The 13,968-nt window shown below is 25.2% G+C and carries 9 protein-coding genes; all 9 read right to left on the bottom strand.

All coding sequences use genetic code 11. The features are described 5' to 3' along the window. Position 1 precedes the first annotated feature (1 nt). Complete coding sequence (locus AMRN_RS07895) at positions 2 to 2,197, bottom strand: EAL domain-containing protein (RefSeq protein WP_099311172.1); 2,196 nt, start codon at positions 2,195 to 2,197, stop codon at positions 2 to 4. Beyond that, positions 2,194 to 4,944, bottom strand: a complete 2,751-nt coding sequence (locus tag AMRN_RS07900; protein ID WP_099311173.1) for a TolC family outer membrane protein — start codon at positions 4,942 to 4,944, stop codon at positions 2,194 to 2,196. Before AMRN_RS07900 ends, AMRN_RS07895 begins: the two co-directional genes overlap by 4 nt. Before the next feature lie 4 nt (positions 4,945 to 4,948). Next, the gene (locus AMRN_RS07905) at positions 4,949 to 5,680 is read right to left on the bottom strand and encodes a hypothetical protein (protein WP_099311174.1); all 732 of its coding nucleotides are present in this window, start codon (positions 5,678 to 5,680) and stop codon (positions 4,949 to 4,951) included. A gap of 6 nt (positions 5,681 to 5,686) precedes the next feature. Next, complete coding sequence (locus AMRN_RS07910) at positions 5,687 to 6,748, bottom strand: hypothetical protein (protein WP_152031934.1); 1,062 nt, start codon at positions 6,746 to 6,748, stop codon at positions 5,687 to 5,689. Between the two features lie 105 nt (positions 6,749 to 6,853). Continuing rightward, the gene (locus AMRN_RS07915; protein ID WP_099311176.1) at positions 6,854 to 7,807 is read right to left on the bottom strand and encodes a hypothetical protein; all 954 of its coding nucleotides are present in this window, start codon (positions 7,805 to 7,807) and stop codon (positions 6,854 to 6,856) included. Positions 7,808 to 7,913: 106 nt separating this feature from the next. After that, positions 7,914 to 9,185: an HlyD family type I secretion periplasmic adaptor subunit gene (locus AMRN_RS07920; protein WP_099311177.1), complete on the bottom strand. Its 1,272-nt coding sequence runs from the start codon at positions 9,183 to 9,185 to the stop codon at positions 7,914 to 7,916. A gap of 2 nt (positions 9,186 to 9,187) precedes the next feature. Beyond that, the gene (locus tag AMRN_RS07925; RefSeq protein WP_099311178.1) at positions 9,188 to 11,308 is read right to left on the bottom strand and encodes a type I secretion system permease/ATPase; all 2,121 of its coding nucleotides are present in this window, start codon (positions 11,306 to 11,308) and stop codon (positions 9,188 to 9,190) included. Next, positions 11,309 to 13,102 (bottom strand): tetratricopeptide repeat protein, encoded by a 1,794-nt coding sequence (locus tag AMRN_RS07930; RefSeq protein ID WP_099311179.1) that lies wholly within the window; start codon positions 13,100 to 13,102, stop codon positions 11,309 to 11,311. It abuts the gene before it with no gap. Next, positions 13,095 to 13,928: an FkbM family methyltransferase gene (locus AMRN_RS07935; protein ID WP_099311180.1), complete on the bottom strand. Its 834-nt coding sequence runs from the start codon at positions 13,926 to 13,928 to the stop codon at positions 13,095 to 13,097. The genes AMRN_RS07930 and AMRN_RS07935 overlap by 8 nt, the downstream gene beginning before the upstream one ends. Between the last annotated feature and the right edge of the window lie 40 nt (positions 13,929 to 13,968).

The following is a 13,968-nucleotide window of genomic DNA, read 5'->3' on the forward strand; positions in this document are numbered from 1 at the left end:
CTTACTTACTTGTAGCATAAACCCCAAGCCTTTCTAAAAATGCATAATCATTATCTGATTTTACATTTTCTGTTAAAATTTCCATATTATTTAATTGCGCAAATATCAAAATATTTTTAACTTTATGTCTTTTTATTTTATCATTTGCAAGATTATTTGTATACTCTTTATCTATTCTTAGATAATCAACTTTAATATCTTCTAACTCTTCTAATGGATAATCATTTGTATTATATCTTTTCAATAAAACTTTCGCTTCTAATTGATTTATATGTTTTACAAATTTTTTAAATTTATGCTTATGCAATGATGCTGTATAAGAAGTAATACTAAAAACTATTTTTTTCTTTAAGTTTACATTTGCATTTAAAATATCTTCAAGCCATTTATTAAAATCTTTATTTGAAATAGTATCAACAGCTAAATTTATAGCAATTTCATGGCTAGCTTTAGAGTATTTTAAATACTCAATAACTTTTTGAATAACAAGTTTATCAAAAGTAATTATTTCATTTATCTTTTCTGCAATTGAAACAAAAGAACCAATAGGAAGCTTTTGTTGATTATTATCATAAATCAAGGGAGAAACTTCTTGCATAACAAGCTTTTCATCATCAAAACTATAACTATTTGAAGCATAATCAACATCAAAATTTGCATCATGAATAACTGTTGAAACAACTTTTTCTAATGTTGTGTAATTATGTTCAATTTGTTCTTCTGTTATCAAATGATAACTATTTGTTTTTTGTTTTGCAACAGTATAAGCTTCATTTGCAGACTTTAAAATTGAATTTAATGTTCCATATAAATCAAAAGGAGTTCCACCTATAGTTAAAAAATTTTCAGGAAGATTGTATTTTTGTGATAATTTATTAATAGAAGTATGAATTATGGCTTCACATAATTGATTCGCTTTTATACTATCAAACCTTTTTGCAATAATTGCAAATTCTGAACCATAAAATCTATACATAGTAATATCAATTTTACTAAATCTATACACTATATTTTTTATTATATTTACAAAATTTTCAATAAAAGTATCTGTAGTATTACTTCCATTTAATTCTGAGAACTCTTTTAGTGAAGGAAGTCTCAATATTATTACATATCCAGAAATTGAAGATACAAACATTGATTTGATATCTTGCTCAAAAATCTTTTGATTTTCTAATCCTGTTAAAGTATCTGTTGATTTTTTTCTTTTAATTGTTTCTTTACTAATATTAAGTTCATTTACATTAGAAGCTAATTTACTTGATAACGCTGATACTTTTTCAATCATATCTTTCAACTCTTGTGTTCCATCAAACTCTTTTGTTCTTATTTTATGAAACTTATTTTCTAAAATATCATCAAGTAAAGTATTTAATTTATGAATAGGTTTTGTAACATATTTTTTAAATATATAGTAATTATAAAATCTAAAAAATATCAAAACAGGGAAAAACATAAAAAATGCATAAAAGAATAGACTTCTTGTAAATGAATATACTTCGTATTTAATATTATACATATCAAGAATATAATCAATAGTTGCAATTTTTTTATCTTTGTAGTAAAGCTGTTTTTGTATATTTTCAAACTTTTCATCAAAAATCAGATCTAACCAAAATGGAAATTTGATTCTATTTTCTATATTAGGTTCATTTATTTGTAAGTTTTTAAAATCAAAACTTGCAAATAAATTTTTAACTTCATTGTCTTTATATGCTTGGTATCTAATACTTATATAATCTTGTTTGTTAAAAGCTAATGAGGGTGTAAAGTAAAAATAGTTATCACTTAATTTTTCAATTTTTCCATATCTAATATCTATTACAACATCACTTATTGAACTACTTATATCACTAAAATTTGGAGTATTATTTATTAGTGCTTCTTTTGTAAAAATCAACTCATTAAACTTTAATCTAATTGATTTAAAATCATTAGTCAAAATAGTTTTTTCAATTTGTTCATTTAACAATTTTATATTATGATTTAATACATATGGTTTTATAATTAAGGAGTGACTTTTTGTTTGTAAATCATATTTTATTTTTGTCTCTTTAATTAGTTTATCTTTAAAATCAATAAATATAATAAAAAAAGTCAGAGAAAAAAGTATTGCAAAACTAATTATAACTATTGTTATATTTTTAGCAATAATATATGAATCTTTATTTAATACTTTTTTCTTTAGGTTTATCATTTTTCTTTTCCTAAAGAGTGATATTTATTATATAAATCCTGTTTTTTACCTATTTTTTCTATATATGGTGAATTTTTTCTTAAGTTTAAAGGTAGCTCATCTAAAGCTTTTTTTGCTTGTTCATAGTTTTCAAAAACTCCATACATTACCTTTGCTAGGTTTTTATCTCCAAATGAAAAAACAAAGCTAGTATCTTCAATACCATGTTTCAAAGTAAACTCTTTTGCTTCTTCTTTTGTATTAATTGTTGCTAAATTAATAGTATAATAGTTTTTAGGAACATCTAAAAATAAAGCTTCAAAATCATTTAGGCTCTTTGTTTTATTCTCTTTTAAATCATTTTTTTTATCTTCTGTTGAGTCAACTATTTTTGATTTAGTAACTATTTCATACTCTTGAGTTTTATTTTCTTTTTCATTCAACTTTTTATTTTGTTTATATAGTTTTTGTTTAGTCTGTATTTTTTCTATTACTGGATAATATTTTTGTTTTATGTCATCAAGGATATCAAGAGATATTACTGCATCTTGATAGTTTTCAAAAACTCCATACATTACTTTAACTAACTCTTTTCCTTCAATATATTTAAAAACAAAAGAGTTATCATAAATTTGTTCTTTTTTCACAAAAGAGATTGCCTCTTTCATTGAAGTAAAAGTTGCTATATTTATAGTATAGTTCTCTTTATTTGCTTCTAAAAATTTCTTTTTAAAATCTTCATTGGTTTTAAAAGATTGTTGTTTTTTTAACATTTGTATTTTTTCTACTATCTTAACTTTTGGCTTAGGTTCTTTAACTTTTACTTCTAAGCCTTCTAAATACTTAATATACAACTCTTTTATATCTTTTATAGTTTTTAACTCCAAGCTTTTATTGGTAGTTTTAGACATTTTTTCCATTTCTTGTTTTGCATCTAATTCATTATCAAATATTTTTCTTGCAATTATAGTTTTTATTTTATACTTTTTTAAAATATCAAAAGCAAATGCCTCTTTTGATATTTTTTGTTCTTTTATAAAATCAAAAGCATCATATACATTATCAAACTCTTTAATAATAATCATAAAAGAGTTTTCATCAGCTTGTAAAAAGCTTTTTATAAAAAGATCAATATTCTCATTTAATGAAGGCTCTTTTTCTATCTCTTTTTGTTTTTGTTCTTTTTTCTCTTTTTTATCTACTGTTTTTTCTTTTACCTCTTCATCAAAAAGAAGTTTTTTATCTTTTAAATCATCATATAATTTTTTATTATAAGTACTTGTAGAAAAATTTACAAACTTGTTATTTTCAGGATCAATATTAAAATATGCTAATAAATCCCCTGTATAGCCAAGTAATAAGAAAAAGTCTTGTATATTACTTCTTTCAAATTTGATTAATTCAAGCTCTGCACTATTTAATTGCCTTTGACCTTGTAATAAAACATTTAAATCTTGTTCTCCAAGTTTAAAAGCTTCCCAATAAGCTTCAACAGCTTCTTGTGAAGATGACACTTCACTTTTTGTACTTTTTAAAGCATCTTTTACACTATTTATTGATGTGTGAAGTTTTGATAAATTCCATTTTAACTTTTTTATTTCTTCATTTAATCTAAATTTTAAATCCCTTAAAATACTATAACTTCTAAGGACTTTATTTTTGTCCTTGCCACCATTAAAAAGATTATATGTAAGTTTTACTCGTCCAGTAAAATCATTTTCATCACCTTCATAATCTTCTTGGTCTTGAATATCATTATATGTAACTTCTAAATCAACTTTAGGACTAAATTTTGATTGAGCATTTTGAACTTTATACTTTTCAGCTTCTATATTTAAATAGTAGTTTTTTAAATTTGGATTTTGTGAAACAGCTCTTTGAAAAAGTTTATCAAACTGTGCTATTTTTATATTGAAATCTCTTTCATAAGGTAATGTTTTAGAAAACTTTTTACCAACTATATACTCATAATATCTCAATGCTTCTTCTAGTTTTGATTTATCTTTTATAAGTTTTGTTTGTGCATTTGAAACATTTGCTTTTATAGAAGTCAAATCACCAATTGAACTAGCTCCATTATCATACTTTATTGTTACAATATCAAGTATTTTTTGAAGTTTAATCATATGTTTTTTATTTGTTTCAACTGCTTTTTTACTAAAAACAACTCCAAAATAAGCTTTAATAGCTTTATTAAGTTCTTCTTGAACTGTCAATTTATACATATTTCTTTGAACAAGTAATGACTCTCTTAAACTCTTTACATTATAATAAGTAGCACCACCTGCAAAAAGGTTTTGAGCCATCACAAATCTATAATTTCTATCATTATAAAATTTATATTGACTTTTATCATCTTCTCCTGGATAATGTCTTGTTTTGCTATATGTATATTCAAAATTTAAAGTAGGATAATAATCAGCCAAACCATCATCTAGTTTTAATTGTGATTGTATAACTTTTTCACGAGCAGATCTTATCATATCACTATTTGATAATGTTTCTAAAACGACATCATTTAAAGATACTTTTTTTAACTTCCCCAATGCAGTTTCATTTGAAAAATTAATATTTGAGTTTCTTAATCTTTCAACTTTTTTAACCACCGTACCTTTATATTCTAGCTTATTTTGAACTCTTTTTATTGGCTTTTCTTCTACTTTAGGTTCATCACTAATTTGAATATTATTTTTTTGCTCATCTAAAATAATATCATCATTTGAAAATAGTTGCGAAATAAATATTAGACTCAGACAAATTTTTCTCATATATCTACTTTTTAACTCTAATTACGATATAACCGTTTTTATCATCTATTTTTTCTTTTATTTGTACAGTTGAAAGCAAATCAACTCTTACATCTTTTTTTTCATATCCGAATTTTCTAATCAAATTTCTTGTACTTATTGTTCTACCTAATGATATCTGTTTTGATATTGTTGCACTAACATGATTTTTGGGGTCAACTGCTGTAATATAAATTTTATGTTCTCCTATTTTTTCTTTTATCTCTTTTGTAAAAGCTTTTATCTTTTTATTTGTTGCATCATCAACAAATACCTCATTACCTTTAAAAGTAACTATCATGTATTTGTCATTTTTAAAAGTCTTTTGAGCAGACTCTTTTTGATCATCAATTTTTTCAGCATAATCAATTCCTGGAGATTCAAGATTTTTTGTATTTGCTGCTGTTGATTTAGTTTGCTTTAATTCTTTTTCTAAAACAACAATCTTTTTTTGCAACTTATTAACTACATCTTGAACCTCTTGTTTTGAACGCAAAACTTTTTCATTTACAGGGTCTTTTTCTTGACTTGGATTACTATTAAGTATTAAGTCATCTGTTGCAATAGAGCCTGTATATGAAACTTTAAATTTAAATTGAGCATAATAACCTAGATTTACTAGTGTAACCAATAAAAAAAGCAACATAACTAAAATTACAGATGAAAAGATATCTACAAATGAGGGCCAAGGATTAAAATCATCTTCACATCTTGCCATACAAACCTACTTAACTTTTTCTTCCAAAGTTTCAATCTTTTGATTTAAAGATTCAACTAATTGAACTAATAGTTTATTGTTTTCTTCTTGTAAAGCTAAACTCTTTTTGATTGTTTTATGTTCTGCTAAAATTACATTTGAAATTTCTTGAAGAGAGTCTTCCATCATACCAGCATTTGAAAATTGATTTACATTTAACTCTTTTAATGAATTATCAACACTTTCTAAAATCAATGATTCATGTTCACTAGCTTTTGTATTTTCACTTAAATTTGATGTAATAATTTCATATAACTCTTGTGATGATTTATTTGACTTTTCAAGTTTTTCTGTAAAACTACCCATTGTATCAATAAAAATATCAATAAATCCAGAGGGTAAACCACCTGCACCTTGTGTTGGAGCTTGTGAGATAACCTTTCCTTCTTTTGAAAAAGCAGTACCAATCTCTTCTAAAACATCAGAAGATTGAGACTCGATTATTTTACCTTTTAACCAATCCTCAACATCTTCTAAAAAAGCTGCTTGATTTCTTGTTAAAATATATTGCATTACATTTAAAATAATTGCAGAAGCAACTCCAAAAAGTGAAGAAGCAAAACCAATAGCCATACCACCTAAGGGTCCTGAAAAGCCTGTCATAATTTCAGCTATATCAATATCATCGCCACCTAAAGATAAAATTATTGAACCCATTTCATCAATAGCAACAAGTAAACCTGTAAAAGTACCAAAAAGCCCTAACATAAGTGAAGTTCCAACAAAGAAACTAGTATAACTTTTTTGATTAAAAAATTGATCAGATAACCAAACAGTTACATCTTTTGCTTCATTTTCAGTAAAATATAAAACTCCTTTTTGAGCTCTTCTATTAAACATATGAGCAATTGTTGCTGGCATCAATTCTGTTATACCTTGCAAATAAAACTCTAAATCTTTTCCTTTTTTATAAGCTAATATACCAAAGGTACCTGCAAGCATTGTAAGTCTTATGGCAGATTGATATACAACTAAAAGACCAATTAAAAACACCGTTAAAATAGCTATATTAAAATTTAATGTAGCCATAAAAAATGATGATATCAAAGAAAAGTTTGAATATATCAAAAAGACCAAAAAAAGCAGAAATATAACAAATATTTTTAATATCTTAATTCTTCGCATACACTGCCTTTAAAACATAAATAATAAAATAGAGATAACTAAACCAAGAGCAACTGTAGTTACTGTTTTAGTCATTTTATCTACAATATTTACAAAGGCACCACTTCCCTCAACCTGCTCTCCTAAAATTGCAAGTCCTATTGTAGCTCCATTTATGTCTGAGATTTTTTTATATGTTTTATAATAAGTATCATCAACCAAATAACCTTTATCTTCTAACTTTTTAAAACCTTCTTTGCCATTTGATATTAGTTTTCCAAAAAAGTTTCCATCATACTTTTTCTCTTCTACTTTGTACTCATTTACAACATCTCTATATTTGCCAGTTTTTGCTTTTAAAGATAGTTTTCCCATCATTTTTTCATCAAGCAAAAAAACAAAAATAGAATTATCTTTTTCAAATTCTGCTTTTAAAGTATGGATTGATTCTTTTATTTCTACTACACCTATTAAATTATCATCTTTTAAAATTGGTTCAACTAAAATTACAAAAATTCCATCATTTAAAACTTCAACTCCGAAAACTTTAGTTTTGTTTGTTATTACTGAATTTATACTATTTCTATATTGATTAATTTGATTTGAGGAAGGATAAAACTTCATTGACAATTCATTGAAGCCTGCTTTTAAAAAATTCTCATTGTAAGTATTTACTATACTTTCCACAGCATTTATATTATTTTGTTCCATTGCTGTTAATATATTATTATTTGCATATATTGAAGCTACAAGTTTTTTAAAGTTTTCTTCTTTTTTATTTATTCTATTTTTTAAACTAGTTTCATATGTTTCTGACATAGTAATATAGACTTCTTTTGACACATTTTGAGTCATAGTCATCAAAATATACATAGAAAATGATATTCCTAAGATAGATATTACAGAAAGGGTTGTAAACCAAAGTCCCTTATTCTTTTTTAAATTTCTCAAAAAATTTTGAAGCATTTTAATAAAACTAAACATTTATATATTTCCCATCCTTATAATAACTATAATATGTTATAACAGTTTATCTTATTATATTATTAAATAATTATTATTTTATTTTAAGTTTTAAATTACTTGTAATTTATTGTTCACTTAAAGCATTTCTTTTTATATTTTTTAGTGGCTTTAAAATATACTCAATAATTGTCTTTTTTCCAGTCAAAATATTCACATTAGCAACCATTCCTGGAAGTATTGGAAGATCTGGCGCAAATTCATAATCATTGGCTTTTATTTTAGCTATATAAAAAACATTTCCACTTCTATCTTCAAAACTATCAGGTGAAATTGAAACTAATTTTCCTTTTAATAATCCATATTTTGAAAAATCATATGCTGTTATTTCAATTGATACATCTTGTCCACTCCAAACTAATGCTCTATCTGAAGTTTTAATTTTAGCTTCAATAGTTAAAGTGTCATCAATTGGTGTAATTTCTGCCATTTTATCACCTGGCTTTACAATTCCTCCAATAGTATGAAAATATAGTTTATTTATTACCCCATTTACAGGTGAGACAACAGATTTTCTTAAATCTCTATCTTTATTTGCTCTATTTTTTTCAATAAGTTTATTTATTTCTATTTTTAAAGAAGAGTATTGTTTTAAAAGTTTACTTCTTATTTGTGATTTTACACTTTCAACTCTTTTTTTTGCTTCTTCTATTTCTTCTTTTAAAATAGGCAATCTATTTCTTGTTTCATCAAGTCTTGTAACAATACTTTGTTTTTTTGATAGTTCAGATAAATACTCTTTTCTTGAAACTACTTTCTTTTTGTATAAGTTTTCTAAAATACTCATATTTGATTGAGCTAAATTAAGCTCCAAACTTAAATTATCAAACTTATTTTCAGCCTCTTTTAAAGCTAATTTCTTTTGAGAGACTTTATCTTTTTCTATCTCTATTTTTCTTATTCTATTATCCAAGTCTTCAATAAAAATTCTTTTTTCATTTTCAATAATATCTGGAATTTTATCTTTCATTTCTTGTGGAAACTCTATACTCTTTTTATTTGCAATAGAAGATTTTAATCTAATAGCACTTGCTTCAAAAGATAGAAGTTCAATCTCTTTTGTTTTTAAATCTGCTTTAAAAAAAGCATTTGAGAGATTATAAATTATATCACCTTTTTTTACTTTATCACCCTCAGTTAATAAAATTTTTGAAATAATTCCACCCTCAAAGTTTTGTAAAACTTTTGTTTGCCCAGAAGGAACTACTTTCCCCTCACCTCTTACAACTTCATCAACCTCACTAAAACTAGCCCAAATTAGAAAAATAATAAAAAATATCATTATAGGAATAACAGATACATAGTAATTCCATTTTTGTTCTTCAAATAATCTATTCATAATTAAATCTTCTTTTGTGATAATGCATTTAAAATCTTATCTTTAGGTCCATCAGCAACAATTTTCCCATTATTTAAAACTATTACTCTATCAACCATTTCTAAAGCTGCAAATCTATGAGTAATTACTATCAAGGTTTTATCTTGTGCGATTTTATTTACATGGTTTACCAAACTCTTTTCTAAGCCAACATCAAGACCTGTTGTTGGTTCATCTAAAACTAAAATTGGAGGATTATTTAAAATTGCCCTTGCCAGTGCAACTAAATGTCTTTGTCCAACAGATAAGTTAGACCCTCTTTCACCAACTTGTAAACCATCACCTTGACCGCTTTTTTTAACAAGCTCTTCTAAACCTATAATTTTAATAAGTTGCATCATTCTTTCTTTACTTATAGGATGAGATAATTCAATATTCTCTTTTAAAGTTCCAGAAAATAAAAAAGGTTCTTGAGGCATAACTCCTATATTTTGTCTTAATTCAACAGGATGCATAGTTGAAATCTCATGTCCATCTAAATAAATACTTCCTTTAGTAGGAGCTTCTAATCCTGTAAGCATTCTTAAAAATGTACTTTTACCAGCTCCTGTTTGTCCAATAATACCTACTCTATCCCCTGCTTTTATTGTCAAATTAAATTCATCAATTGATGCATATTTACTATCTTTGTAATAAAAACTTATATCTTTAAATTCAATATCTCCCTTAAGTTCTCCAACACCAACTTCAAGATTTTTTTCATTTTCAACTGGTAAATGCCAAAACTCATTGATATTGTTTAAAGACTCTTTTACCTCTTTAAATCTAATCACCATCATTGAAGTTTGTATTACAGGAACCATTGCACGGCTTGAAAGAATTGTAACAGCAATAAGTCCACCAATTGTTAGGTTTTTATTTGCTATTTCAAAAACTCCTACTACAATTACAAGCATTGTTACAAACTGAATTACTGTTTGTGATAAGTTCATTGAAAATACATTTAAAGACTGTATCTTTTGAGAAATAGAATCAGTAACTGCAACAATATTTCTCCAATTAAATAACTTTGTTGAAGTTGCATTTGAAAGTTTAATTATTTCACTTCCTTGAATAGTCTCAACTAAATAACTATGCTTAGCTTGTGTATTTTGAACATTTTTTTTACTCAAATTAGAGATTGGAATTTGCATAATTACATTAAATATTAGTATTAAAATAGCAATTGTAAAAGGAACAGCTGCAACAGCTGGTGATATAAGAAAAATTACAATAATAGCAATAAAGAAAAATGGCAAGTCAATTACTTGTAAAACAGATTTTGTTGCAAAAAAATCTCTTATTTGATTTAATTCTTTAAATAAATTTGCTTTAGAACCAACCAATAAAGTATCATATTGAGATTTTAAAGTTAACATTCTTTTCATTAACTCTTCTTCTAAATAAACCCCTAATTTTTTACCAACATTTTCTATTATATGATTTCTAACACTTTTAAAATAAACATCAAAAATCAAAATTATCACAACTCCGCTTGCAAGTACAAATAAAGTCTCAATTGCATTATTTGGAACAACTCTATCATAAACACTCATAGTAAATAAAGGAACTGCCAAAGCAAAAATATTAATAAATAAAGTTAAAATCCCAATTTCAATATATGAACGCCAAAAACTCTTTACTGGTTGCCAAAACCAATTACCTGTTTTTGTACTATCTATCAATTCACTTTTATTTTTATCTCTAAAAATCAAAATTGCTTTTTTATACTCTTTTAGTTTTGAAGAATCAATAGTAATAGTTTCATTTGTACTAATATCCAGTAAAGATGCCTCTTTTGCTTTATTTGTAAGAATAAAAGGTTTATTCTCTTTATCAAATATAATGCAAGGCAAGAAGTGTTTAGGAATATTCAAAGCACTTATATCTTTATAAACTGCATAAAGTCCGACTTCATGAGCAACATCAATTGCAGTTTGATTTGTAAAACCTTTTTCACTATTTGCACTAAGTGTTAATATGGTTTCTAAAGAGATATCTCCAAAATAAAAATCTAATATATATTTAAATGAAAATAGTAAAGGATACTCTTTAGGGCTTATTTTTTCATCTATATCTTCTACGTTATCTTCTATTTTTTCCAATTAAAACCTTATATCTTTTATCTTAAATTGTTTAGATAGTTTAGCGTAAAGAGACTGAAATACACTATCCCAAGCTCTATTGCTTTTTTGTCTAAATAATTTAGCACTTGGATACCACTTTGTAGACTCTCCTTTGTTTGTCCATCTCCAATCTGGATACTTTTGTAAAGGAATCCAAACAGGTGCATTAATAGCACCACAAAGATGTGCAACTGAAGTATCTGATGAGATAACTAAATCAAGTTGTTTTATTAAACTTGCAGTTTTTGAAAAATCTGTTAATTTATCTGTTAAATCAATAATTTCATTTTCATATCCATACTTTTTTATATGTTCATTCTCTTTCCCAACTTGTAAAGAGTATAGATTTATTTTAGGATGATTTATCAAAGGTTCTAAATATTTTAAATCAAAAACTTTACCATCATAACTCTCACCTGTTATTGAAGCTGACCAACAAATTCCTATATCAATCTTCTTTTTATCTTTTTTGATTTTTAAAGATTCATCATCTAAAGCTTTTAAATATGGCATTTGTTTTGGTAAATCATTTAAAGATTTCATATTCAAAATAAAAGGCATACTCATAATAGGAAGATGATAGTCAAAAATAGGAGTATCTTCACTTCTATTTACTAAAATATCAATTTCTTCTATTGTTTTAAAAAGCTCTTTTAACTCATCTCTACACTTTACTGCTATTTTACACTTGAATTTATCTTTTAATAAAGGCAAAAATCTAATAAACTGTATAGAATCACCAAAGCCTTGCTCAGAGTGTAAAAGTAAAATTTTACCTTCTATATTATCATCTTTTTTTAACATAGGTTTTGAAAATATATCTTTATTATTTACAATGTGAGATAACATCTCCTCTTTTTTGAATCTCCACTCATATTCGCTCCAGCCATTTTTAAAGTCATTTTTTGAAAGATAAATTGTAGCTAAATCAAAGTGTGCATTTTCAAAGTTTGAATCTAATTGTATTGCTTTTTTATAACTTTGTATTGCTTTATTTGTATATCCTAAGTTTTTATAAGAGGTTCCTAGATTACTATGTGCATTTACTCCATTTGGCTCTAAAACTATAGATTTTTCATGTAAAGATGCAGCTTTTTTATAATCATGTATTTTATTATATACATTTCCTAAATTTGTATATGCCCCTGCATTATTTGGGTTTAATTCTATTGCTTTATTCAAATTTTCTATTGCATATTCATACTGTTTTAGTTTATTATAACAAGCTCCAATATTACTATAAAGTTCGTTATATTCAGGATCAATTTTAAGAGCTATTTTAAAAATTTCAATTGCTTCTTTATACTTTTTTTGCTTATATAGAACAACACCTATATTATTAACAGCTTTTGAATAATTTGGTTTAATTTTAACTGCTTGTTTGTATGCAACAATTGCTTTGTCATAATCATTTATAGCTTCATAAACTATACCTAAATTATTATAAGCATTGAAATCTTTTGGATTTAATCTAATAGCATCACTAAAAGCTCTTATAGCCTTTTTATAATCTTTTATCTCTTTAAATAAGTTTCCAAGATTATTTAAAACCAATTGATTTTTATTATTAAGTTTTAAAGCTTTTATATAAACATTGTAAGCTTCTTGATATTTTTTTAAAGCTTTTAAAACAACACCTAAATTACAATAGTTTTCTGAAGTATTTGGTTCTTTTTTTATCAACTCTTCATACTTTTCTTGTGCTGTTTTTAAATCTTTTTTATTATATGCTTCTAATGCTTGTTTATTTAAACTCTCAATTATTTTAGTCACTTTTTTCCCTTTTTAATGGATGAAAATTAGAATCCTTAACCTCAATCATTTTTTCAACATTTATATTAAAACTTTTATGAATACAAACCATATTTACAGATACTATATTATTAAAAATATTTTTTTCATTATTGGCAAAATTTTGTCTATTATATAAAGTTGGTAAATGCCAATAAAGTCTATAATCATATGATTTTATTAAGTCAATTAACTCTTTTGAGTGTTTTTGCCTATCATTTTCTACGTAAATAATAGGCTTAAATTTTTGTATTATATTTTTTGCGCCCTTTAAAACTTCAATCTCCATACCCTCAACATCAATTTTTAAAAACTTTAATCTTGATATTTTATCTTTATAATCATCAAGTTTCTCTTTTCTTACAGGTGTACCTTTTTTAAATCCATCTACACTCACACCTCCAAAATTACCCTGCTTTGAATAATCAATATCAGGCATAGCAACATAACCTTGTTCATTTGAAAGTGCCGTTTGAAAAGTATGTACATTAGTAATACTATTTAAAGCTAGGTTTGCACATAATGTTTGAAAAACCACTCTTTGAGGTTCAAAAGCTAAAACTACACCACTTTGTTTTACTAATTTTGATAATGCAATTGTATGAGCTCCTATATTTGCTCCTACTTCAATTACAACATCTCCTTCTTTACAAATTTGTTCAAATAAAGCTGCCTCATGGTAAGAAAACTCTCCATACTCCTCAATTGATTTTCCAATATAAACATCATTTTTATTATAAAGCACATATCCATCTTTTGCTTTTACTAATCTATTAAATTCATCATTTTCAAGTAAATTTTTTAACATATATTATTCCCATTTTTTATTTTAGCTTCTAAAATAGAGG

Source organism: Malaciobacter marinus, from assembly GCF_003544855.1.
Taxonomy (GTDB): Bacteria; Campylobacterota; Campylobacteria; order Campylobacterales; family Arcobacteraceae; genus Malaciobacter; species Malaciobacter marinus.